17 protein-coding genes, 1 tRNA gene and 1 pseudogene are annotated in these 24,003 nt (G+C 45.2%); 11 read left to right on the forward strand and 8 right to left on the reverse strand.

What is annotated here, in order from left to right; translation table 11 throughout:
- Positions 1–362 precede the first annotated feature (362 nt).
- The 3 genes from QUA25_RS07770 (at position 363) to QUA25_RS07780 (ending at position 3,158) form a co-directional block, all read left to right on the forward strand.
- Positions 363–1,355 (forward strand): ribose-phosphate pyrophosphokinase, encoded by a 993-nt coding sequence (locus tag QUA25_RS07770; RefSeq protein ID WP_190734335.1) that lies wholly within the window; start codon positions 363–365, stop codon positions 1,353–1,355.
- Between the two features lie 432 nt (positions 1,356–1,787).
- Positions 1,788–2,543 carry a DUF3747 domain-containing protein gene (locus QUA25_RS07775; RefSeq protein WP_333036878.1) on the forward strand — a complete coding sequence of 252 codons (756 nt, stop codon included), beginning with the start codon at positions 1,788–1,790 and terminating at the stop codon, positions 2,541–2,543.
- A gap of 351 nt (positions 2,544–2,894) precedes the next feature.
- Positions 2,895–3,158, forward strand: a complete 264-nt coding sequence (locus QUA25_RS07780) for a hypothetical protein (protein ID WP_333036879.1) — start codon at positions 2,895–2,897, stop codon at positions 3,156–3,158.
- A 258-nt stretch (positions 3,159–3,416) separates the two neighbouring features.
- Here QUA25_RS07780 and QUA25_RS07785 read toward each other — a convergent pair whose 3' ends face one another.
- The 3 genes from QUA25_RS07785 to QUA25_RS07795 all read right to left on the reverse strand — a co-directional run bounded on the left by QUA25_RS07785 (position 3,417) and on the right by QUA25_RS07795 (position 8,844).
- Positions 3,417–4,307: a hypothetical protein gene (locus QUA25_RS07785; RefSeq protein ID WP_333036880.1), complete on the reverse strand. Its 891-nt coding sequence runs from the start codon at positions 4,305–4,307 to the stop codon at positions 3,417–3,419.
- Positions 4,285–8,589 (reverse strand): AAA domain-containing protein, encoded by a 4,305-nt coding sequence (locus QUA25_RS07790; RefSeq protein WP_333036881.1) that lies wholly within the window; start codon positions 8,587–8,589, stop codon positions 4,285–4,287. The genes QUA25_RS07785 and QUA25_RS07790 overlap by 23 nt, the downstream gene beginning before the upstream one ends.
- A 182-nt stretch (positions 8,590–8,771) precedes the next feature.
- Positions 8,772–8,844, reverse strand: a tRNA-His gene (locus QUA25_RS07795).
- Between the two features lie 637 nt (positions 8,845–9,481).
- Here QUA25_RS07795 and QUA25_RS07800 point away from each other — a divergent pair.
- The 5 genes and pseudogenes from QUA25_RS07800 to QUA25_RS29435 all read left to right on the forward strand — a co-directional run.
- Complete coding sequence (locus QUA25_RS07800) at positions 9,482–11,008, forward strand: serine/threonine-protein kinase (RefSeq protein WP_333036882.1); 1,527 nt, start codon at positions 9,482–9,484, stop codon at positions 11,006–11,008.
- 194 nt (positions 11,009–11,202) lie between these two features.
- Positions 11,203–11,886 (forward strand): manganese catalase family protein, encoded by a 684-nt coding sequence (locus QUA25_RS07805; RefSeq protein WP_333036883.1) that lies wholly within the window; start codon positions 11,203–11,205, stop codon positions 11,884–11,886.
- Positions 11,887–12,152: 266 nt separating this feature from the next.
- Positions 12,153–12,896, forward strand: coding sequence for a sirohydrochlorin chelatase (locus QUA25_RS07810; protein ID WP_333036884.1), 744 nt, complete (start codon positions 12,153–12,155; stop codon positions 12,894–12,896).
- Positions 12,893–13,702, forward strand: coding sequence for a uroporphyrinogen-III C-methyltransferase (cobA, locus tag QUA25_RS07815; protein WP_333036885.1), 810 nt, complete (start codon positions 12,893–12,895; stop codon positions 13,700–13,702). Before QUA25_RS07810 ends, cobA begins: the two co-directional genes overlap by 4 nt.
- A gap of 153 nt (positions 13,703–13,855) precedes the next feature.
- Positions 13,856–13,941, forward strand: a pseudogene (locus QUA25_RS29435) (IS1/IS1595 family N-terminal zinc-binding domain-containing protein); the annotation flags it as partial.
- Between the two features lie 80 nt (positions 13,942–14,021).
- Here QUA25_RS29435 and QUA25_RS07820 read toward each other — a convergent pair.
- Positions 14,022–15,197, reverse strand: coding sequence for a homocysteine biosynthesis protein (locus tag QUA25_RS07820; protein ID WP_333036886.1), 1,176 nt, complete (start codon positions 15,195–15,197; stop codon positions 14,022–14,024).
- Between the two features lie 188 nt (positions 15,198–15,385).
- On the opposite strand from QUA25_RS07820, the gene QUA25_RS07825 reads away from it, so the two are divergent.
- Positions 15,386–16,036, forward strand: coding sequence for a Uma2 family endonuclease (locus tag QUA25_RS07825; RefSeq protein WP_333036887.1), 651 nt, complete (start codon positions 15,386–15,388; stop codon positions 16,034–16,036).
- 97 nt (positions 16,037–16,133) lie between these two features.
- On the opposite strand, the gene QUA25_RS07830 is transcribed toward QUA25_RS07825, so the two are convergent.
- The 4 genes from QUA25_RS07830 to QUA25_RS07845 form a co-directional block, all read right to left on the reverse strand.
- Positions 16,134–17,309 (reverse strand): AI-2E family transporter, encoded by a 1,176-nt coding sequence (locus QUA25_RS07830; protein ID WP_333036889.1) that lies wholly within the window; start codon positions 17,307–17,309, stop codon positions 16,134–16,136.
- Positions 17,310–17,489: 180 nt separating this feature from the next.
- On the reverse strand, positions 17,490–18,107 hold the full coding sequence (locus QUA25_RS07835; protein WP_333036890.1) for a Uma2 family endonuclease: 618 nt from the start codon (positions 18,105–18,107) through the stop codon (positions 17,490–17,492).
- A 135-nt stretch (positions 18,108–18,242) separates the two neighbouring features.
- Positions 18,243–20,384 carry an O-linked N-acetylglucosamine transferase family protein gene (locus QUA25_RS07840; RefSeq protein WP_333036891.1) on the reverse strand — a complete coding sequence of 714 codons (2,142 nt, stop codon included), beginning with the start codon at positions 20,382–20,384 and terminating at the stop codon, positions 18,243–18,245.
- Between the two features lie 114 nt (positions 20,385–20,498).
- Positions 20,499–20,687: a hypothetical protein gene (locus tag QUA25_RS07845; RefSeq protein ID WP_333036892.1), complete on the reverse strand. Its 189-nt coding sequence runs from the start codon at positions 20,685–20,687 to the stop codon at positions 20,499–20,501.
- Between the two features lie 383 nt (positions 20,688–21,070).
- Here QUA25_RS07845 and QUA25_RS07850 point away from each other — a divergent pair, with 383 nt between their 5' ends.
- Complete coding sequence (locus QUA25_RS07850) at positions 21,071–21,598, forward strand: type IV pilin-like G/H family protein (RefSeq protein WP_333036893.1); 528 nt, start codon at positions 21,071–21,073, stop codon at positions 21,596–21,598.
- A 136-nt stretch (positions 21,599–21,734) separates the two neighbouring features.
- Positions 21,735–23,972: an O-linked N-acetylglucosamine transferase family protein gene (locus QUA25_RS07855; protein WP_333036894.1), complete on the forward strand. Its 2,238-nt coding sequence runs from the start codon at positions 21,735–21,737 to the stop codon at positions 23,970–23,972.
- The last annotated feature ends 31 nt before the right edge of the window (positions 23,973–24,003 follow it).

The raw sequence follows: 24,003 nt of genomic DNA on the forward strand, positions 1-24,003 counted from the left end.
GCTACAACCCACATTCCACACCTTGGGGGTGTCGCACAGCATAATTACGCAGAAAACTCTATCTTTACAGTAATCAATTATGCCTTTAAAAAGTTTTTTATCCGTTAATGTACGGTATTCAAGTATAATTCATAGTTTTATGGCTGGATAAAAATAAGTAAAAACCGATTGTGACCGTTAAGGGTACCGAATGTGGGGTAGAAACCGGATTTGTTGGACATATTTCTGCAAGTCCTATTCAATTCGCCTAACTTCACACTTGTGGCCGCCCCGAATGTTAAATCTATTAAAAAATTGGCTGAATATTTCTAGTTTCAGATGGTAAGATAGCGATGGAATAAATGTCCTGCAAGAGGCCTGCTGTGATCCGTTCTGCTACTTTACCGCTTCCGCTTCCCGAGCCGCCGGTTTCCGCTCATGACCGTCTGCGGCTGTTCTCCGGTTCTGCTAATGTTCCTCTCGCCCAAGAGGTGGCTCGCTATCTGGGGATCGATTTGGGGCCGATGGTTCGCAAGCGGTTTGCTGATGGGGAACTCTACGTTCAAATTCAAGAATCAATTCGGGGTTGCGATGTTTACTTGATTCAGCCAACTTGCTGTCCGGTAAACGATCGCCTCATGGAATTGTTAATTATGATCGATGCTTGTCGCCGCGCTTCGGCCAGACAAATTACTGCCGTCATCCCCTATTACGGATATGCTAGGGCTGACCGCAAAACGGCCGGAAGAGAGTCGATTACTGCAAAATTAGTGGCTAATTTGATTACGGAAGCTGGGGCCGGTCGCATTTTGGCGATGGATTTGCACTCAGCTCAGATTCAAGGTTATTTTGACATTCCTTTCGATCACGTTTACGGTTCGCCGGTGCTTTTGGATTATCTGGCGAGCAAGCAATTGACGGATATTGTTGTGGTTTCGCCGGATGTTGGCGGAGTCGCTAGGGCGAGAGCTTTTGCCAAAAAGCTTGGTGATGCTCCCCTGGCAATTATTGACAAGCGCCGCCAAGCTCACAACGTGGCAGAAGTGATGAATCTTATCGGTGATGTCAGGGGCAAAACTGCTGTGTTGGTGGACGACATGATCGATACTGCCGGCACGATTTCTGAAGGTGCGAGATTGTTGCGCCGCGAGGGTGCGAGGCAGGTTTATGCTTGTGCTACTCATGCGGTGTTTTCGCCTCCGGCGATCGAGCGCTTGTCTAGCGGGATTTTGGAAGAGGTAATTGTTACGAATACAATTCCTGTGCCTGAAGAGAACCGTTTTAAGCAGTTGACGGTGCTTTCGGTAGCCAATTTGCTCGGAGAAACTATTTGGCGGATTCACGAAGATAGTTCTGTTAGCAGTATGTTCCGCTAGAGGGCAAAGACACTTTTTGAATGTTTGTTTTAGGGTGCGTTAACCAAGTGTAACGCACCATTTTTTTGTGAATAGTGCGCTCGTTTCCCGCAAGTAATAAGCCCAGGCCCATCTAAATTTTACTGTCAACTTCCCTTAAATTCTTGTGGAGAGGGCGTCCCGCCCGCCCGGAAAATACAATTTAGAGCCCGAACAGCTTATCAAGTTCCTCGGTAAAATAACGGTTATAACTTTGTAGTGAGGACTCAAGTCCTGATAAAAATTCGCTCGGACTTTAGTTCTCACTACGAACCAAGGTGACGATCGCGGATCGATCGCACTTGGTACCACCGGAACAAGAGATGGTAAAATTCTATCTTGTTGTTGGAAGAGGGCGAATTTTTTATATTCTAGATAAGTCTCATCACAATAAGGAGCCAATAGGGAAAAATCATGAAACATTCATTGGCACGAACAGTGGCCGCACTGGCAGGTTCAGCAATTTTAACACTTGGCGCGATCGGTTCGGCTAAAGCATTTACTTTTGACGAAACCGACATTAACCAAGACCGAGTAATTGTCATCGCCCAACCCCGCCCTTCCGGCGGCTACCAATTGCTAATTCTAGAACAAGTATCTGACAAGCGAAAATGCTGGAGCGAAAGTGGCTCTAATCCCGTGAAAGTCGATCCCTTATTAGTTAGTTTTGATTTCACCGGTATTTGTGGCCGCGCAACAGACAGCAACGGCTTTTCAATTCGCATGGCAGGCACCGATTTAGCATTAAAATACACCCTAACTTTGGAAACTGTTGATGGCAATGTTCTACTAATTGGAACTCCGGTAGATTACCAAGGTAAATCGGTGATTATCGGTCGCACAAACGGCGATGTTAACGACTTCATGAAAATCACTCTCGATCCTGCTTGGCGATTGAGTAAAAGAGCTTATCAAGGCCGCACATTAGGTCACTTTTATTTCACTACCAATCAATCCGCACCGGAAGAAATTGGCAATACCGGAGGCAATACCGGAGGCAATACCGAAGCAATACCGCAGCCAATACCAATACCAATACCAATACCGCAGCCATCACCGCAGCCAATAACGCAGCCATCACCGCAGCCAATACCGCAGCCATCACCGCAGCCAATACCGCAGGAAATACCAATACCGCAGACAATACCGCAGGAAATACCAATACCGTAGGCCATACTGGCTTTTCTACAATTCGGAGATAGCTACCGATGATATCTACGCTTCCGAAATTAAAGAAGCTGTGGGCTTTGGATTTGTAGCCCGGTTTTCTCAAAATAATACCTTTCGGCTGCAACTTGCTGTTACCAGAGAGCAATTGGTATCTTTAGTATTGGAATCCTGGAAAAGAATACAAGATGCTATATTACATTTCCTAGCAATGTTTCTATCCGTCCCTATAGCGATGTTGATATTCTCCGCTGGAGTGCCTGAAAAGTTCTATTTGCGCGGGAAAACAAGATAGTTAGCAGTTATCAAGATTGAACTTTTAAACCTACGCAGTCCGTCACTCGCGCTGAATTGATGGCGGTGCTCCGTCGAGCGGCGGAATTTGGTTTCTCTGCCCGGGGAATGAACCGGGATTTAGTTGCTAAAGAGCCGTCTAAAACTTTTTCAGACACTCAGAATTATTGGGCTGCTTCTATTTTTACTCAAAGGTCTTATTATTGTTCTGTTGCTGCCGCTATTAACGAAATTGGCGATCGGTTTGCTGCGAATGATTCTGCAAAGCAGAATTACGCGGCCGCGACTACTTTGCGGATGCTGAAATGCGTTAAGGCTCAGTAGGGCGAATTAGATCCCCGACTTCTTCAAGAAGTTGGGAATCTAAGTATATTGCACAATTACCTCCTTTGTTGGTTAATAGTTATATGTTGTACTCTTGTCAAGAACGGGCAAGATGCCCGTTCCACAAAACTTGATTTTATTGTGGAACGGGCATCTTGCCCGTTCCTAAACAAGTAATTGAGAATGGTGCAAGATATCAGTTAATCAGGACTAAAGTCCTTACTACAAACCAGTTCGCAATCAGGAATTTAGTCCTCATCATATCGTTTTCTTGGGTTTCTTCTTAGATGGCTTTTTAGGAGTTTTCGGGACGGGGATTGTCTCGGATTCTTGCTGTGCGATGTCGGGGGCTAATTTGCACAAGTCATTTAAGGAAAGTTTTTGCTGGGATTCAAGTTCGTTGAGTCGGTTTGATGCTGTTTCTAATATTTGCTTTCCCTGTCTGGCTTGAATAGTAGTTTTATTTTCGATCGCATCTAGCAACACAAAAATCGAAACTGTTTGCCAAATATCTAAGTCGTCGCCGACGACATCGCAAGCAGAGACTATTTGGCCGTTTTGTGGGACGTGAATTCCTAAGCCGGAAGCTTGAATTAACGGCTGGATTTCTGCTAGACTTAAATTCGCAAGGTCGCTAATTTTATGTTCGAGGGATACTAAATCTGCTAAATCGGGTAAGTTGACCGATTCTGCGGCTAAAGGATCGAATTTAAAGGTAAGAGTTTGATTCAGCGGATCGGAAATGGCGTAAATTGATTGAATTTGCGATCGACTAACTGCACCTTTCTCGAAAAAATCTCTACCTTGCGGGGCGATCGCAATTTTTCCATTTTCAGCCACCTCCAAGCTTTCCAAACTAACCAGAGTCGCGGCCGTAGTCTTCACAAAAATCTCGTCCAATCCCAGCAAATCCGCCAATTCCTTCAAAGTTGGCGCAGGTTCAAACTCAACACCCGCCCGCAAAATGAACTCTTCCAACACGTTAAACTCGCGCGGTTCGCTAATCGCCACCTCCAGCGGAGTTTGGCGGATTGCGAAGCGAAATTGACGCGCCGCCAACACTGACAAACCCGGATTTTGTTGCTCAATCTGTTCGGCTAGCGAACTTAAATTCGAGTCTATGGGTTTAGTTGAGGACGCTAGAAACATCTACAAAACCTCCGCAGTGACGCACCGTTTTTGAAACTTCCTGATACATTTTTCCCACTGTACCTGTTTGCTGGGTAAATAAATCGTGGCAGCCGACAACTACCAGCAATTCTTGAGCGCGGGAAAATGCCACATTCACCCGTTCCGGTTCCTTAGCAAATCCAATATCGCCCCTAACATTATTGCACACTGTGCTGACAATAATTACAGGTCTTTCCATGCCTTGAAATATGTCAACAGTACCAGTGCGGATGCTCAAAGCAGGGAATCTTTCGCCTTCGATTCTGTCTTTAATTGCATTTAATTGAGCAGCATAAAAAGTGATAATTCCGATTTCTTTCGGCGGTTCACCCTCGGCAACTTTGGGCCGCCAAGCTGTCTCCATTTGTTCGCACAAACGCTCGATCGCATCAATCTCCTTGACATTCAACCGCGAAGTACCCTGTTTCTCTTCTTCAAACCCTTGTCCGATGGGCGTTTTCACCCACAGAATGTGATTATTTTCTTGAATGATTCTACCTGCGAGGTTGTGGGCGCGCTTGGTGTCAGCTTCCTGAATGCCACAGTTGAGTTTTTGCTGGTAAAATTGATTGATTGCGCCCATGATTTGTGGGTGCATTCGATACTGAGTTGTCAGCATTTTTTTGATGCTGTCGCTGGCATTTTCAAACAAAACTTTGAACAGCGATTCTTTGATAAAGCTAAGTTCGTCTCCGGTACAGCCGATGTCGTCGGCAATATCGTCGATCGTACTTTGATTAAACATCGGCGGCAATTGCCTGTGATCGCCCACTAATACTAACTTTCTGCCTTTCAAAGCGGGAATTAATAACTCTGGGGGAGTGCATTTGCTAACTTCGTCAATGATGACTGCATCAAAGCTGGGAAAGTTTTTAGTAAAATCGAAGCTAGCAGCTTGCACGCAAGTAATGCCGATAACGTTGGCATTGTCAATATAAATTTGCTTTAAATCGTTGCGGTCTTTTTCTGATGGATTGCGGAGTTTTTGAATCCAATCTGTCACAAATTTTTGAGAACGATTTAGGGCTGTTTCTTCTTGTTCTAATTTCCGCTCCCAAGTTTTGAATAAACGCTTAATTTTGTTTAAAAAAGCTACGGTAAATAATCCTGTATTCGGAACTTCTGGCTGATATTGAGTCGGGATAGTTTGCCATGCTGACTCCCACCAATTTCTTTCAAGCAGTAATGCTGCTGTCGGTTGCTGCTGTTGCAGTTGAGCGTTTATTTCGCTCAATTCTGTTTGAAGTTCGGCGAGTTGCTGCTGCGAAGTTGCAGCCGCAGTTTGCAGCGGAGATAAATGCTCGTCAAGAGTGTTTTTGATGGTTTCCAAAACCCCAAAAGGGTCGAGGTCAGCAATTGATTTTTCAAGCTGAATCAGGCTGGCTTTCCAAGCCTCAACTTGCTTGACAAACTGCTGCGGTTGCTCCCAAATATTCGATTTTTGGGCGAGATATTGTTCGGATAAAATCCGCAATTTTTCAGGTACATTTGGCTGTTGGACAATTGCTTGCAACAAATTAGTAACTTCGCTAATTTTTAAGTTTGCCTCTTGCTGTGCTGTTTCTACCTGAAGTTTAGCGGCGGATATTTGCTGCTGGTTTAAGGTTTGACCGATTTTATCTAATAATTGTTGCTGTTTGATAAGCTGCTGTTCGGTTTCGGTTTTCAGGGGAACCACGCACTGACGGGCATTTGCGAGGATACTGTGCAGCAATTCTTTGACTAGGCGATCGAAGGTAGCCTGGATATGATTTGGGTGTAATGATTCACTATAAAATTGTTGAATGCTACCTAAGAAAGTGCGAGCTTTTTCGATGATAAATTTGCGCTGACTTTGACTGACTTGGGAATAGCTGGCGAAGTCTTTGGCGAGTTGTTGCCACTGTGTACGATCGCCCGCAGAGAGCACGATCGGCGTTTGACTCAAATTTAGGTGCAGAAACTCGCTAAACCGGAACTGTTGCCCTTGTATGTCCTTAAAACCTGCGCTTTCTTCGTGGGATATCGCCTTTTGCAACCGATCCAAATCGGGCAAATTGATTTTGCATTTGGGCGGCACGATCGGCAATTTGAGCGATCGGGCAATTTTCAGCAATCCTGCGGGCAATTCTACCATATCATCCGTGAGCATTGCGCCCGTTTCCCAGCAAGCCTTCACGACTTCATAGAGTCCCGTATCCGCTGTCTCGATCCACTCTGCAACGGCGACGACAACGGCTGCAATTTCCGCTTTTCGCAGTTCCAAATTCTTGATTTTCTGTTCGAGATTGTGGCGGTGTGTCTGATTTTGCCGATCGCCCAATTCGAGTTGATTCACAGCCTCAGACATCTGCCGCGACACCCGCAACGACTCCGCAACCGCCGACATAGCGTGACAAACATCATCGGCGCGATCGAATGCCGTCTTAAATTCTGATATTTGCCCTGCTACAGTTTCCTGCAGCCAAACCGCAATCCCAAACGCGCCGCAAGCAGGACGATCGAAGCCGATTTGAGTAGCATTGCTGGTGGCAATCCGAACATTTGCCATAAAGTTTTCTACTAAAACATTACCTTCTGAATAGGGTTTTAGTTGGGGCATAAACTCGGCAACTTCTGGAGATTCCCAGTTGACATTCGGCGCATCTAGCAAATTTCCTAGTCCACTAACTAGAGATTCAATCTCGCTTTTTTCGCTTAAAATCCGTTCATAATCTGCTGCTTGCTGGCTGCACTTTTCCTCAAGATTGGCTTTACGGTCGTGCAGGTGTTTGAGTTCATTAAAGAAATCTCTCTCTGCGGCACAGTAGGCGGTAAATCGCTCTGATTCTGCCACCAACTGCCGCAAAGATTTGACATTAGTCAGGCGCTGCGAGAGCTTTTCTTCGCAGTCAGTCGCCGTATTTTGCAGCCAAGTGCCGATCGCATTTTCCTCTAAAAACGGCTGCCCTTCTTCCTGCACCTTATGAGCTTTTCCCTTCCGCAAAGCCCGAATCGCCGGATTGTGTACTAACCGACTCAAAGCATTGTCTACAGCCAAATTTGCTTGCGAAGCAATGAGCGTTTTGCCGCCCTGACGGGCGATTTGATAGCAAATCTCCGCAATCACAGTCGTTTTGCCCGTTCCCGGCGGCCCTTGAATCAAAATTAAATCCCGCGCCGAAAGCACCGTTTCTACGGCGGCAAGTTGATCCTCATTAGCATTGCGATTTAATAAGTTTTCCCGATCCAATTTAATCAGTTTTTCCGGCAGTCTCGCCTGAGAAGAATCGAATAAAAACTCACTCAAATAGGGATTTTGAGCGCGCCCGTCTGTCAGCATTTTTAAAGCTTTCTTCTTGCGTTCGATCTGACTGATATCGCCCGCCGCCTCAAAATATAAGAATCCTTGTTTGGGCAGTTGATATCTGCCGCCCGCCATGCGATCGCCTAAATCAACATCTAACTTAATTCGTAATTTACTATATTCAAAGTCAATTTCAGCGATGCTACCCAATGTCTCTCCATCGCGGCTGCTTCTGCTTCCGGGCGGCGAATCAAACAGGATTATTTCTTCATTTCTGGCTTTTTTTAGCCTTTCGCGAAAGTCGCCCAATTGTAAGGAATTTTCATCATAGCCGTCAAGAGTTGCGGAATTACGATCGATTTCAAAAGTGACGATTTTAAAGCCGGAACCGTAATTGTGTCCTCGGAAAGGTACGCAAAATTGACGCGCTTCCGCGATGCGTTTTTCCACATTTAAAAAAGTGTGCCAAACTTTTAGCTGTTCGGTAGTCGGTATGTGTCTATCGTCCCAAAATGGCATTTTTTGGACGCGGGCGATCGACTTTGCAGGAATTGGCGATCTACTGTTAGCCAAAAGTCGCAACTGAACAGGCAAAGCGTACCCATCTTTCCTCCCTCTGGGAACCGCCACCAAACCAGCATCCAGCAGTTTTAAACCCCCGATTCCGTCTTCACAGCGTACAGTTGCTAACAACCGCAAAGTGCGATCGGCTTTTTGCAACAATTGAGGTAATTCAAAATCATCTCCATCCGTAGCAAGCAGCAATTCCCAGATTTCTTCTTCAGAAAATCTCTCATTTACCTTTTGGCGGCGGACGTAGAAAAGATTGTGGGATTTGCCAGCTATCTCCGACATCAGAATTTCCGCACGTTCTTTGCATTCCCAATCGCAATATTTCCCTAAAGCTGCTTCTCCTTCTATATCCCGAATAAACTTATTAATTGTGCGATCGCCACTAAATTTATATCCCCAATCTTCTGTTACTAAAGATGGCATATTTTGATGTTAGATGTTAGATTTTAGATTTTAGATTGGATTTAAGATTAGCACATCGGAACTTGTGGCGACAGAACCGCGACATCCCAAAAAAAATTAAGGTGTGCATTGCACACCCTACGACCATCGCAAATTACCATACAGGCGACGGGCGATCTAATTAAACTGTTGAGAATCAAAAGGGCGAACGATGGGACTTGAACCCACGAATGGTGGTACCACAAACCACTGCCTTAACCACTTGGCTACGCTCGCCGTATCAGTTTTAACTATAGCATCAGATCTCAGCACAAGTCTAGGGGTAAGGCAAAAATATTTGGAAATATTTCTGAGCGTCCCTGAACCAGACAGATCGATTGTGCCTCAAATTCCAAGCACAGTAAGAGTTTAGCACAATTTTCGCTCTGTGCGATCGGCTTGTGCGATCGGCAATTATCTCGCCCCCAGCACTCATGCGGCGTGGGTTCGGCAGATCTGGTAGCGTCCCGATTCGATCTAGCGCATTAAAATAGCCTTATCACCCCAGGCGCATCTACATTTCACAGTCCTGTTTGATAAAACTCACCTCTGGCACCATTTTTAAGAACAGGCAAGATGCCTGTTCCACAAAGAATGAATTTCTTTTAGGGTGGGATCTTCTAGCCCGCCCCTAAAAGCCTTATTGAGAATGGGGCAACATCTCAGATGAAATGCTTGTGGGGTGTCCCGCCCGCCCGAAAAATACAACGCCCGAAGCGGGACAGCTTATCCCACACCGCATGAGTTTTCCACCATCCCTTTTCTCTCTCTTCTCTCTTCCCTATTCCTTCGCGCCGCTTCGCGTCTGCGCGGTTCGTTTAAAAAAAAGTCTTGTCCGCAATCTAAAATTTAAAATCTAAAATCTAAAATCGATATGAGCTACTGTGTGAACCCTGAATGTCAAAATCCTCAGAACTCCAACGCCGCACAATTTTGCTTAAACTGCGGCTTTAACCTGGTGCTGAGACAGCGATATCGCCCGATTGAACTTTTAGGTAGAGGCGGATTTGGTAAAACTTTTCTAGCAATTGATGAAGACATCCCATCTCTACCCCCCTGTGCAGTCAAGCAATTTTATTTTTACGACCGTGACCCCGAAATTTTCAACAAAGCCGTTGAATTATTTCGGCAAGAAGGCGTCCGTTTAGACGAACTAGGAAAACACCCGCAAATCCCTACATTATTAGCCTGCTTTGAACAAGAAGGTCATATTTATTTAGTTCAAGAGTTTATAGAGGGATCGACTCTTAAACAAGAATTAGACAAGAGTGTATACGATGAAGAGAAAATTTGGCAACTGCTGCAAGACTTATTGCCCGTGCTGCAATTTATCCACGACAAGCGCATCATTCACCGCGACATCAAACCTGAAAATATTATCCGCCGACAGTCAGACAACAAACTCGTATTGATCGATTTCGGCATTGCCAAACTGCTGACTGATTCAGCTATGCTTCGTCCAGCAACGGTCATCGGCAGTCAAGATTATGTAGCTCCCGAACAAATGCGCGGCAAAGTATTTCCTGCTAGCGACCTTTACAGTTTAGGTGTTACTTGCATTCGCCTAATGACGCAAGTTCCTCCCTTGGATATGTACGACTGCGACAACGAGCGCTGGTGGTGGCGCGAGTTTCTCCCCAAAGCCACGAGTCTTAGCGACGAGTTAGGTGAAATTTTAGATAAATTGCTGCAAACTCGTCTCACTCAGCGGTACAGTTTTGCTACGGAAGTTTTGCACGATATCCAAGCAGCTTTAGATATTCGCGATCAAAATTTGCTTTCGCCCAAAACGCCGATCGCTCCTGCTCTCGATAATAGCGACAACTCAACCGATATCAGCGCCCTACAAACTTCTGATTCTCCCATTTTACCGACAAAATACGTCGCAAATTCCGCAGAAACTTTTTCCTTATCTGTTACTTCAAATCTCGATCAAGCCCTAATTTCTGCACGGGGAGTAGATTATACCAAACTGCGAAATTTTTTGTCTAACCAAAAATGGAAAGAAGCCGATAGCGAAACTTGGGGCTTGATGTGTCAATCTCTTTCCCAGCCACCGGGAACTCAGCTAGAAATTAGCCAAATTTACCAGCTCCCCTGCGAAGATTTGCAAACACTCGATCGCCTTTGGTTGCGCTACAGTCAAGGTCGGTTTGGCTTCAGCGTCCAAAAGCAGATTTATGAAAGCGTTAAGGGAGACTATATCAGATTTTGCGATCGGGTTCACTGGCAAACCTACAATTCTGCTACTACTTTAGGGCAGATTAAATTTAGTCAGCAAGCACCAATCGGACACCTTCCCTCTCGCAGTTGGGTTGGCGGCATTCAGTGGCTGCGACACCTCGATGCCCTGTCAGCAAAATTAACCGAGTGCGACAATAATGCTGCTCCTAAATTGTAATGTTTATACCGACTAACTAACTAAAATTTTAACTTTAAACTCTACCTGAAAGCAGAGAAATTTGTCGCGCTAGATGTAACCAGCGACCGAGGTTCGGTGCGATCGCTTGTCGCACAATGGATGCTGAAGGTGAACACAGCTACAAGTCTGCAATCCAGAGACTGTAACAACAGAATTAAAAGAGGTATCGATCCATGTTTTTTCACAAAAAACAATTAATGGCTGCGGTGACAGTAGACGAAGCCAACCCCCGTTTTGCCCAATTGCTCCTAGAACAGTTTGGCGGAGCAACCGGAGAACTCACAGCAGCTCTGCAATACTGGGTGCAGTCCTTTCACTGTGAAGATGCAGGGATTAAGGATATGCTCCAAGATATTGCAATAGAAGAATTCAGCCACTTAGAAATGGTGGGCAAACTCATCGAAATGCACACCAAAAACGTTGACCAAACAGAAGCTTATAAAAGCACTTTGTTTGCGGTGCGAGGTGTAGGTCCGCACTTGCTGGATAGCCAAGGTCAAGCTTGGACGGGTGCTTACGTCAACGAAGGTGGCGATGTAGTGCGCGATTTACGCGCTAATATCGGTGCGGAAGCAGGAGCTCGCCAAACCTACGAAGAGTTGATTAAACTAGCACCGGATATGGGAACGAAAAAGACCCTGCACTTTCTGCTGACTCGCGAAATTTCTCACACTGAAATGTTCATGAAAGCTCTCGAAGCGTTGGGTAAACTCACCGATCCGCTGTTCGGTAATATTCCGCCAGATTCCACTGTGGATCTCTACTTTAACTTGTCAACAAATGGCAAGGATGAACGCGGCCCTTGGAACTCAGAACCTACTTTCCAATACATTGCCGATCCCGCTCCCAAAGGTTAATTTGAGAGTTGTTTAGATTGTGTGGCTTAGAAGATTTAAGCCCATTATTAAGTAAATTTTAAGCCGCGCACCTTCTTTTGTAAGGTGCGCGGCTTAGAAGATTTAAGCCCTGTGTTGAGTAATTTTCAAGCTGGGTACTTTGCTTTAGTTGTTAGAGGTGCGCGACTCGGAAGCTTCCGGTTGAGGGTTGAGTATTTTTCAAGTCACGCGCCCTACGGTGTTACAATTATTTGAAATCCCGATCGAACATTAACATCAAATCCATATTGAAATTGCGATCATCCACCTATTTATTAGTCTCTCACGGCAGCCGCGACCCCAGACCCCAACTAGCTTTGGAAAACCTAGGTCAACTGCTGTCTCAAAATTTGGCTGACTCGTTCCCCGCAGTAGCAACCGCCACCTTAGAACTTGGGCCCGCACCGCTGCACGAACAAATTTGCAGTTTTGGCGAACGTACCCTGTCGCTGGGACTGACAGAATTGCAAATACTGCCTGTATTTTTATTGCCGGGAGTTCACGTCGCCGAAGACATACCTGCAGAGGTGGAAATTGCCCAAAAAACTTTTGGTGACAAGCTAAAAATTGAATTGCGCCCGCATTTAGGTTCCCAGGAAGCAGGCTTAACAAAATTGGTAGAAAGTCAGATGCAAGAGGTGACTTTTCTCCCCAATCTGCTATTGCCAAAATGGATTTTATTATCTCACGGCAGCCGTCGCCCCGGAGGTAACTCGACAGTTGAGGAAATCGCTAGCAAACTCGGTGCGCTGACAGCTTATTGGTCGGTAAAGCCGAGTTTGGAAGAGCAAATTGACAGTTTGGTTCGTGGTGGACAGCAGCAAATAGGGATTGTGCCATACTTCTTATTTAATGGAGGAATTACAGATGCGATCGCCAAAAATGTCGCACAGCTAAAGCAGCAATTTCCTGCGGCGGAACTTCATCTCGCAAATCCTCTAGGCCCAAGTGTACAATTAGCAGACTTAATTGGGAATTTAATTCAAAAATGAACCGCAGAGGCAAAGAAGAGGTAAAGGAAGAAAGAAAAATGTCTTTAGGAAAAGTGTATTTAGTCGGTGCGGGCCCCGGAGATCCGGGTTTGATGACGTTGAAGGGAAAAGCTCTGTTAGAATGCGCGGATGTGGTGATTTACGACGCTTTAGTCAGCCCTCAAATTTTGGCAGCAATCAACCCCCAAGCAGAACGAATTGATGCCGGAAAACGCAAAGGTCGTCACTCGTTAATGCAGGACGAAACCACTCAACTAATGATAGAAAAAGCTGGAGATAATGCTATCGTTGTTCGTCTCAAAGGCGGCGATCCATTTATTTTCGGCCGCGGGGGCGAAGAAATGGAAGAGTTGGTAAAAGCTGGAGTTTCAGTAGAAGTCGTCCCCGGTGTAACTTCTGGGATTGCGGCCCCTGCTTATGCGGGAATTCCTTTAACACACCGATCGTACAGTTCCTCTGTCACCTTTGTCACCGGTCACGAATCAGCGGGAAAATATCGACCGGAGGTAAATTGGCAGGCGATCGCCCGTGGCTCGGAAACCATTGTAGTATACATGGGAATCCACAATTTGCCTTACATTATCGGCCAGTTAACAGATGCAGGATTGAGTGCAGAAACGCCCATAGCGTTAGTGCGCTGGGGAACGCGGCCGGAACAAGAAGAATTGATCGGGACTTTGGGTACAATTGTAGAGCAAGTTGAGGCGATCGGATTTGCAGCACCTGCGATCGCAGTAATCGGAAATGTCGTCAATTTGCACTCCATATTGTCTGGCTGTCGGCCAGTTTCTCAGACTGTAGAATAAGCGGGAAAATTGGGTCAGAAGCGATCTAATTTCGATCGCTTTGATTTCCTTCCCTCTGAGGTGGCTCGCCAGCGGGGACGAGGGCCCGCTCGATGTCATTTTGATGTCATTCCTGGACCCATAAATGACATAAAAATGTAATGAAATATGCCAATGCCTTGCCCTCCCACTGTCAAAGTTCCAAAGTGGTCAAACATGGACACCGCCAAGGTAAACAGAGCTATCTGTGTCGAAACTGCACTGGTTCTCGTCGATCATCTTTGAATATCCTCTTGTGGTTCATTAAAGTTATAATCCGTCACTTTAGTCTAGCGACTGTCTATTCCAGCCTCACTTGGGCCCCCCACAAATCTTGCGGGAGAAATACTCTGTCGGTGGGTAGGGGAGCAACTGGGGCCGTGAGGGTAAATTGACCCGCTTCAATTTGCTGCTTCAATTCCAATGCTACTTGCCGGGAGAGAAACATACTCGCAAGGGGGGCGGCCCGTACTGGTTTGCCCTCGATGAGAATGCGGCCAGTCTTTAATTGAGCATAGCTGACTAAACCGAAGGTGGGACGAACGCGCCGGGGGATAGAGAAATCTACCACCGGCGCTACTATTTTTTTGTCTGATACTGCACAGTGGGCGACGACTGTTTCGTTTAAGACTGGAAACGGGATGCCGACTCCCAGCATCAGGGATGGGCCGTAGTTTTTGAAGTAGCAGCCGCGCACCCATTTGGAGTTCATCTGTTTGGCGTCGCCGATGAGTGCGAGGGTGGCGGCCGGGCCGATGGGGGTGCGGTTTGGCTGGCGTTTTTGCAGGGGGAAGTGCTGGGTTCCTTCCCAGGTGATGTACCCCTGAGCGCCTCCTAGGAAGATGCGGGTGCCGATGCCGATGATTTCGAGGTCGGGGTCGTTTAGCAGGGGAGACATGGCTCCAAGGTTCGAGTAGACGGCGTTGCCGAGGTTTGGTTGCAGGGGGCCGAGGTAGGTGAACAGCGGGCGATCGCCCCCGTTGACGCCAACAATAAAGTTTTGATATGCGTTGCGGGGATTGAATAAATAAAACTGGTTGATTGTATCGCGGGTAATCGTGGTTTCAAAGGAGGCGCGGGGGTAGCAGTCTGTTACCTGCCCCAAGGCGCGCAACTGCACGGGTTTGCCTGCTATTAAGTCTTCGATGACGTGTCCGCCGCCCCGTTCGCGGGATTCTTCGCCGTCTTCGGCTACTTGGGTGGCTCCCAGGTACAGGTCTACTGCCCCGAAGCCGGAGTAGGCTAAAACGCCGTCTAGCCAGCACTGGCGGATTTTTATGGGCGGGTCGGTATGACCGAGGTTGATGATTGCACCGGAGGATTCCATCGGCTCGAAGGTGCCTGTGGTAATCACATCGACTTCTTTGGCTGCTTGGGTAATGCTGGTTTCTTGAACTCTAGTTTTGAGTTCTTCGATTGTCCAGACTGTGGCTTTGCCCTGGCTGATTTTATCGTTGATTTCGTCGATCGATCTCATATATTTTAGATTTTGGATTTTAGATTTTAGATTTTGAATTGATTGATTTTGGAGTGATTTTGATTTTGGATTGATGGAATGTCGGTCGAGCGAATGCTGTTTTGGCGATCGACCTCGGTTTGATAACACCGCAAAATGCTATAACCGATATCAGGGTTATATTATAAATAAAATAAAGAGCGATCGCCATGACTCAAGCGATATTAAAACCAGTCACCTTCGATGAATTTATTGACTGGCATCCTGAAAATTCGGTAAACCGTTACGAACTGCACAATGGAACTATTGTTCAGATGCCTAAAGCAACCGGAGAACATTCAGAAGTAGCCGGCTTCCTCTGCCTGAAGCTAGGGATTGAAATCGAGAGGCTAGGACTTCCTTACTTCGTTCCCAAAGAATGCGTTGTCAAAGCTGATAACGAGCTATCTGGTTACGAACCGGATGCGATCGTTTTGGACAGGCAAGGGACGGACAGCGAACCGAGATGGAAAAAGGAATCTATCATTACAATGGGTAGTTCTGTCCCGCTAATTGTCGAAGTTGTCAGTACCAATTGGCGGGATGATTACGGCTACAAATTGGTTGATTACGAAGCTTTGGGCATTTCTGAATACTGGATTGCGGACTATTTGGGACTTGGCGGGCGACGCTATATTGGCAATCCTAAACAACCTACTTTTTCTGTTTGCCAGTTGATTGACGGTGAGTATCAAGTCAGTCTGTTTCGGGGTAGTGATAGGGTTGTGTCACCCACATTTGGGCAGTTGAATTTGAGTGTTCAACAGATTTTTAGCGCCGGCAGAGATACGGTAGAAAATGCGAGGCTTGAAGATAGTTAGTTGAGGGTGTTCGTACCACAAATTTCCTACGTTGGTAGTGAAAACTTCTGTCCTATAACTGGGAATTAATCAGGAGTGAAGTCATTATGAACCTTAACTATTGATTGTCAGGAGCCTCATTTTCAGCCGGATCGGGGATGTTGGGTTTCTGTTCTGGTAAATATTGTTCTGGCAGGGTTTCGGTGACTCCTATAGATTCATGTTTTTCATTGATAGCAGAATCGATTGCTGCTAAGGTTTTAGGACTGGCACTCCACTGGTTTAGAATATCTTTAATGAGGGCTTCCCTAATCCAAACTTGAGCTACAACGGTGAGGGGGAGAGCTAGCAATAAGCCTAAAAATCCAAAGAAGGTGGCGAAGAATACTTGAGCTATTAATGTTACTGCTGGCAGCAGTGATACTTGCTGTGCCATGACGTAAGGGGTGAGGAGGTTGCTTTCAAATTGTTGAATTAGAAAGTAGAGGATCAGCACAAAACCGGATTTTAACGGCGAGTCTAAAAGTGCGATCGTCACTGGAGGAATCACGCTCAAACCAGGACCGATATTGGGTATTAGGTTCAGCAAGCCGGCTAAAACAGCGTGAGCTAGAGCTAGGGGAACCTGCAATACTGACAAACCAATTAAACTCAGGAAAGTGATGACGCTCATGCTAATTAAAGCACCGATTACCCATCGACCGAGCGCTATTTCGCATTCATCTAATATGCCATCGATTCGCCGCCGATAAAAAGAGGGGAAAAGTTGTATAAATGCTTTGCGGTAAGAGAGAGGTTCTGCTAATGTCATCAAGGTCAAAACTATGACTAGCAAAAAGCTGAGAATAACGCCTAATGTGTTACCGACAAAAGCTCCTGCACCGCCGACGAGTTGATTGAATAGGGGTTGCAGTTGTTGGATAATGTCGTTAATATCAAGATTCGGTAGCCGCTGACCCATTTGTCCCGAAAATCGAGTTTCAATCTGATCGATCCACTCATTTAATTTTGCTATTCCTTGAGGACCTCTTTGGGTAAGTTGTTGAAACTGTTGGGCAAAGGGTGGTACAATGATGAGGAATAATCCTACGAAGATGAGGACTAGGAAGCTAACTGATAAAAGTACGGCGATCGATCTTTTGAGTCCGAATTTTTGCAAGTAGCGTGCTAGTCGGTTTAAGGCTGTGGCTAAGACGACGGCGGCAAACAGCAGCAGTAGGGCCTGCCTGATTTGCCACAGGATGTAACAAGATGCGATGAGGGCTAATAAGCCCATCCACTGTCCTAGCTTCATTAGATTTTAGATTTTAGATTTTAGATTTTAGATTGAGGAATAGGGTATGGGGAATTGCTGCTTGGTAATTGTTCAGCAGCCCAGAAGCGATGAATCGCCTTTATATCAAGATACAGCAGATGCGCGCGATCGCCTCTTTAATCAGATACCCCTAGTCGGACATTAGCATAAGCAGCCTCCTCAATTCCCTTTGGTGAACACCTGCTGCGCCGTCAGCTTCAATTCGGGGAAAGTTCGGGACTCAATACCCTCGCCGCCTCTGAACAATTTGACTTGGTATTCGCCGTCAATTAGTTGGTAAACCGAAAAAGTGGGTTGTTTGGGATTGCCAATAAACCGTCTGCCGCCCAATCCTAGATAGTCTATAATCCAATATTCTTGAATACCCATTGACTCATAAGCCTCAAGCTTTAGGGCATAATCATCACCCCAATTAGTGCTAGTTACCTCGACGATTAGGGGGACTGATGAACCCATTGTGATAATTGATGATTTTTCCCATCGCGGCTCGTTGCCAATGGTTTGTTCGTGGAGTACAATGATATCTGGTTCATATCCCGATTCCTCGCGCATGGGTTTGATGACGCATTCTTTGGGGATGAAGTAGGGTAGGTTTAAGCGTTCTATTTCGAGAAATAACCAGCCGCTGGTAAAATCGGCCACTTTAGAATGTTTACCTGTTGCTTTTGGCATCTCAACAATCTCTCCATTGTGCAGTTCGTAGCGGTGTTCTGAATTCTCAGGATACCAATCAATGAATTCATCGAATGTTACTAATTCAGGTATAATTTGAATCATGGTGAGTGCCTCAACTTTGGTTTTGATAAGCTGTACGGGGAATTAAGATTTTGGCAAAAATACAGTCTTTAGACATAAGGTAGATCGATCGCACTTTTTGATTCCGTCTCTACTGCTGCTGTTGTTGCGATCGCCCTAACCTATAGAATTCTTGTTACCTTCAAGTCTTTCTCGAACAACTTCTTGATAAAAAGTCTCTAAAGCTGTCACGCAAACTTTATCGTCAAACAGATCACCTTGTCGCTGACTCATGCGTTGTGCAATGTCTCGGCGCCACTTTGAATCTATACCCAACTTGACAGCTATTTGAATATATTCTTCTTCATTTTTGGCGATTGTGTCTATTACTCGCAGCCTTTTGAGAAAGCTATAAGCATGAAGTCCCCGCATAAATTCTCCCTGACAAGTTACTATGGGTAAATTGCAAGCGATCGCCTCCAAAGACGTATTCCCGCCCGACCAAGTAAAAGTATCTAAAAAAACATCAGACAGAAAGTTAATTGCTATGTAATCTTGTCGAGTTGGAATAGTTCGGAACAGACAGTAATCTTCACTGTCGAGATTCACAGCAGCAAAAGCACGCTTTAACCGTTCCCGCAGCAATTCGCCGCGCGGAAAAATAAACTGAGCTTGCGGAAGGCGGCGGGCAATCTCTGCTAAAATAAAATCATATTGTGGTAAGTATTTGAAAGGAGCTTGGCAGCACAAATAAATAACGGCATCTTCTAGCAGGTTAAAATCTGAGCGAGTTTGGGTTAATTGACCAACAATCGGTTTTGGGTAGGCAACGCCAATATTAGGCAACTTAATTAAGGTTTCTGAGTAGTGCAATTGTGCATTTTCTGGTTCCATCAGTTCACTGGAAATAAAATAATCAATCGTCGGTAAACCAGAGGTTACAGGATGTCCCCACGCCGAACATTGCACGGGGGCAAGGCGCAAAGCTGCTATTTGTATAGTTGGTGCGTCCATGCCAATTTCCGGGAAGACCAGGATATGCAATTTGTCATCAATAATTTGTTGACATACGGCTTCTAGGTTGTGAGGAATGTGGTGAAATCGATCGCTGTATTGGCGAAATTGTTCTGTAATTGGATCGGGATCGTTCCCCGTATAGTAACAGTAAATTTCAAATTGTTGGTGGTTGCAATAACGCAACCAGCCAGTCAACCATAAAGTGCCACTGTAAGAATGTAAGTAACTAGAAATATAACCGATTCTAATTTTCCCATTTTCCAGCAGTGGATGCATTGATTGCGGTTGCACCCACTGCGAATAGTTAGCGGCCATAACTTGATGGAGTAAATTAGCATACTTTGATTGCGATTCCACAACATTGTGAGCCTGATATGCTAGGTAAAAATTAGTGAAACTACTAAAACCCCGCAAAGCATTAATTTTGTCTTCGGGAGTTTTTAGGGAGGTTTGCTGAATTAAATTTTCTAATCCTTGGACAAATCTTTCCCTGTAAAATTGGATTTCATCTGATGTGTTATAAACAATCGGCAAAGTTAAGTGTCTCAAAAGTTGGAAAACATACTCATTGGGTAGTATTTTCGTTGTTTGTTCTGCCCTTGATATAGCTTCTTGAGTGCGTCCGTTTTGCTGGAAAATTTTGATGAGTTGAAAGTGCAGTTGTCCGGCTGTTGGGTAATGGTGGATGCCTGAGTCAAGAATACCGATCGCTTCTTCGATTCTGTTGAGGTTTCTTAAACACTCGCTTAAGTTACCATACAGTTCTATATCTCCTATCTCGGATACTAAAAACCTTTGATAGTGCTTAATGGCAGCTTCGTATCTTCCTTGACGATAGAGTTGGTTGCCGAATTCTCTCAACGCTAATGCTTGGGAATCAACAGTTATATCGCTAAGTTGTTCCTGTTCCACTACTGGAAGTTCTGCGGTTCCAGACTCTGCTATTGCTTGGTGATTTTCCGCATTCAACTTAATTCGATATTGAATCTGTGGCAAAATATCCTGCCACTGGCTTCGAGTGAGGTTTTCTAACAAAATAATTTCTGGTTCGCAGCTAGGATCTAAATCTTCTTCCATGAAAAGATTCATCACAATCGCTGATAAAATTAGATTGGCATCTAACTCGGAGTTTTCTAAAGGTTCGCTCACATATATTAAAATAGTGATAAAATCGCAATCGAGATGACTTACCAGACTCCTAATAATTAGTTCTAACTCTAAATAAAGAGATTCTTCGGGTTGGTTCCAATCAGGAAAAATCAGCAAATTTAAGGGTTTGAAATTTAAGGTGGCTAGATCCATGTGATTGTCTGTCTCATCTATATTGCTGGGCAGGGAGGCATTTTGGTGTGAATGTTCGATCGCCCCTAGCTTAATTTAACTCGTCTTTGGGGGCGGGCGATCGCCCTCCATCCCCTATCTTGGCTGTTGGCGCCATCGCCAGCCGAGGATGGCAGCTAGGATGATACTGGGGGTAAAGACGGCGATTAGGGCGTTGAGGTCGGTAGAGGGTATGGATAAGCTAGGCCCTGCGTACTTGATGGCTAGGGAAAGGGCGGCGGATAGGGTGAATACTTTGAGGATGGGGCTGATGTTGGTGTTCATCGGATTGGTCTTTGGGTATATAATTTGGTTTTGGGAGGGAGAAGAGGGGCGATCAAACTTAAAAGAAGAAGCGATAGTGTGGAACAGCAACTGGTTCTGTACAATTGCTTGTGGAGAGGAAAGATGCAAACTCACTACTGCAAGCTGCCTCAAGCTTAGATTACTGCATCCCCTCACCTTAAAGTCGGCGAGCCAGAAGATGGCTTGGGATGAAGTCAAGGAACTGTTAACAAAGCTGGAGCCCTTTGCCCATAAGCTTTTAGACTTATAGGAGCGAGGCGATAAAAAAAAAATGCCGGGATGATATGAAAACGAAAGAAACTGGGTAAGTTATCTGTAGGAGTTAGAAATCAAGCATCGCACGCCTTTAGGAGAAACTCATCATGAAGACTGAATTTAAAGCCAGATTCCTGCAACACCTCAACAAGAAAAGACAGGATAAGGGTTTTACCCTGATTGAACTGCTGGTCGTTATTATCATCATCGGTATTTTGTCTGCTATTGCTTTGCCCTCTTTCCTCAACCAAGCCAACAAAGCCAAGCAGTCAGAAGCTAAGCAGTATGCAGGTTCAATGAACCGCGCGCAGCAAGCCAAATACGCCGAGGATGGTACATTTAAATCTGGGGTTAACGATCTGGGGATTGGCATCAAAACTCAAACCTCTAACTATGTCTATACCATCACGAACAACACTCCGGGCAGTATAGTTGCTAACATAGCAGTACCTTCTTCTCCTGCACTCAAAGGCTATACGGGAAATGTAGCTTTAATCATACCAACGGGTCAAACAGACGCAACCACGGTGGCAATATTGTGTGAAACAACTAGCGCAGGAGTCAGTGGTGCTCCAGGTACAATAAACACTAATAACGTAACGTGTGGTGGAAGCCAAACTGAAGTCTCGAAGTAACAGAGGTATCGGAACAAAAATGGTTTTTGCCAGCCGAACCTAAAATCTGTACGGAAGCGGGTAGTGTTTTTTATACTACTCGCTTTTTGTAATTAGTCAAATTTATTTGATCAATAGTCTTAGTAACTTTTATTTTATGACTGTTACATACTTATCTACTGAGCCAGCAGACTGGCACCAACAAATTGAGCAGTGCAAGCGCCAGGGAGATTACAGGGAGGCTGCAAACCTTTATGAGCAAGCCATTGAAGCCGAACCGGATACAAAATCCTACTACTGGCATTTGGGCTTGTTGCTGCTGTTGCAGGGGCAAGAGGCAGAAGCTCAGACAACCTGGCTGTTAGGCATGGCAGAGGGAGATCCGGAACAATGTGAGCTGTGGACTGCGGAACTAATACAAGTGCTGCAAACAGAAGCAGAGCAGCAGCAAAACCTTGGCAACCATTTAGTGACATGGGCGATCCGGCAACACCTGCGAGAGATTAATCCTGTAGATATTAACAACCTATTGCATTTGATAGGACTCTCTATCTTGCTTGAGAATTACACAGGAGACGAGCTGACTTCTCTGGGCGTAATCGAAATGCTCAATTTACAGCCTCCGATAGAGTTAGACTCCGAGTTATTAATGCAAGTTTTGCATAGTGTTTTAGAATGCGCTCCTTTGCATCCGTCTTCCCTAGAACTAGCGTCAGCCAGTCTAGTCCATGTCCGGCACCCTGAAGTTTTCATTGAAATCGTACTGCGAGCCTCTATAGAAATTGCTTACTCGGCGCGACTACCAACAATAGCGGTAAGCTTTGTTGAGTTAGCCGTGAGTTTAGCTCCGGAAAATCTCGGGATCTTGCTGCATTTGGCAGGATTTTACCAAAATGCTCGGCAATATGAGGAGGGAATAAAAATGGCAAAATTGTGCTATTCGTTAGCCAATGAATTGCCAGATAAAGTTTTTGCTAATCACAAGCTGCTGCGAGGGTTGATGAGTGCAGGTGGATATTGGGAAGAGGTTGGTTCGGTGATGGAAAGGCACGATTTACTGCTGAAATCACTGATAGCAGAACAGCCGACATTGCTGAATCCAGTCACAGTTCAAAACTTATTTCTTAGTCCTTTCTTTTTACCATATTTTGAAGACAATCCTCAAAATAATAGAAAGATTCAAAATCAAATATCTAAACTGTGCCAAGCGAATGTTCAAATTTATGCTAAGGAACAATCAGAGCGATACCCACACAGACGAGATCTTAGGAAAAATATTAATGAGTATGACAAACCGTTGAAGATTGGCTACATATCGCATTGCCTCAAAAGACATTCTGTGGGATGGTTAGCGCGATGGTTATTTCACCATCACAATCGCGAGCGCTTTAAAATTTATGGTTATTATATTAATGCTAAAAAACACAGCGACAATTTACAAGAGTGGTATATTTCTCAATGTGAAACTTCATACAAACTTGGCATTGATGGGCGGGAAATTGCTGAGCAAATTTATCAAAATGAGATTGATATCTTAGTTGATATCGACAGCATTACCCTGGATGTTACTTGTGAAGTGATGGCCCTAAAACCTGCACCAGTTCAAGTCACTTGGCTCGGATGGGATGCTTCAGGAGTGCCTGCAATTGACTACTATATTGCCGATCCATATGTTTTACCAGAGTCAGCCCAGAATTATTACACAGAAAAAATTTGGCGCTTGCCCCAAACTTATATAGCTGTAGATGGTTTTGAAGTGGATGTACCAACTTTGCGTCGCGATCAGTTGGATATTCCTGATGACGCGGTGATTTATCTTAGTTGTCAGACGGGGTACAAACGGCATAAAGATACAGCGCGATTACAGATGAGGATTCTGAAGGAAGTCCCGAATAGTTACTTTTTAATTAAAGGTACGGCTAGCGAAGAATCGATTAAATGCTTCTTTACCGAGTTGGCCCAAGAACAAGGTGTCGAGTGCGATCGCCTGCGGTTTCTACCAGAAGTGGCATTAGAGGGAGTTCACCGAGCTAATTTGGGTATTGCAGATGTGGTACTAGATACCTATCCTTATAATGGAGCTACCACAACCCTCGAAACTCTGTGGATGGGCATTCCTCTAGTTACACGGGTAGGCGAACAGTTTGCTGCTCGTAACAGTTACACTATGATGATGAATGTAGGTGTGACTGAGGGGATTGCGTGGACGGATGAGGAATATGTGGAATGGGGTATACGCTTAGGAAAATATCCGGCTCTGAGGCAACAAATTGCTTGGAAATTGCGACAATCTAGGCAAACTTCTCCCCTGTGGAATGCTAAACAGTTTACACAAGAGATGGAGAAAGCTTACGAACAGATGTGGCAAATTTATGTGAAGAACCATCATTCATAAAACTGCTGATAGCAATGTATGACATAACTTT

Origin of the sequence: Microcoleus sp. Pol17C6, assembly GCF_036701145.1 — a bacterium.
In the GTDB taxonomy this organism is placed as follows: domain Bacteria; phylum Cyanobacteriota; class Cyanobacteriia; order Cyanobacteriales; family Microcoleaceae; genus Microcoleus.

Bases quoted from the DNA above. Each gene is read 5' to 3' on its own strand.
- QUA25_RS07775 (WP_333036878.1), top strand. From the start codon at position 1,788: ATGAAACATTCATTGGCACGAACAGTGGCCGCACTGGCAGGTTCAGCA.
- QUA25_RS07780 (WP_333036879.1), top strand. From the start codon at position 2,895: ATGGCGGTGCTCCGTCGAGCGGCGGAATTTGGTTTCTCTGCCCGGGGA.
- QUA25_RS07785 (WP_333036880.1), bottom strand. From the start codon at position 4,307: ATGTTTCTAGCGTCCTCAACTAAACCCATAGACTCGAATTTAAGTTCG.
- QUA25_RS07790 (WP_333036881.1), bottom strand. From the start codon at position 8,589: ATGCCATCTTTAGTAACAGAAGATTGGGGATATAAATTTAGTGGCGAT.
- QUA25_RS07800 (WP_333036882.1), top strand. From the start codon at position 9,482: ATGAGCTACTGTGTGAACCCTGAATGTCAAAATCCTCAGAACTCCAAC.
- QUA25_RS07805 (WP_333036883.1), top strand. From the start codon at position 11,203: ATGTTTTTTCACAAAAAACAATTAATGGCTGCGGTGACAGTAGACGAA.
- cobA (WP_333036885.1), top strand. From the start codon at position 12,893: ATGAACCGCAGAGGCAAAGAAGAGGTAAAGGAAGAAAGAAAAATGTCT.
- QUA25_RS07820 (WP_333036886.1), bottom strand. From the start codon at position 15,197: ATGAGATCGATCGACGAAATCAACGATAAAATCAGCCAGGGCAAAGCC.
- QUA25_RS07825 (WP_333036887.1), top strand. From the start codon at position 15,386: ATGACTCAAGCGATATTAAAACCAGTCACCTTCGATGAATTTATTGAC.
- QUA25_RS07830 (WP_333036889.1), bottom strand. From the start codon at position 17,309: ATGAAGCTAGGACAGTGGATGGGCTTATTAGCCCTCATCGCATCTTGT.
- QUA25_RS07835 (WP_333036890.1), bottom strand. From the start codon at position 18,107: ATGATTCAAATTATACCTGAATTAGTAACATTCGATGAATTCATTGAT.
- QUA25_RS07840 (WP_333036891.1), bottom strand. From the start codon at position 20,384: ATGGATCTAGCCACCTTAAATTTCAAACCCTTAAATTTGCTGATTTTT.
- QUA25_RS07845 (WP_333036892.1), bottom strand. From the start codon at position 20,687: ATGAACACCAACATCAGCCCCATCCTCAAAGTATTCACCCTATCCGCC.
- QUA25_RS07850 (WP_333036893.1), top strand. From the start codon at position 21,071: ATGAAGACTGAATTTAAAGCCAGATTCCTGCAACACCTCAACAAGAAA.
- QUA25_RS07855 (WP_333036894.1), top strand. From the start codon at position 21,735: ATGACTGTTACATACTTATCTACTGAGCCAGCAGACTGGCACCAACAA.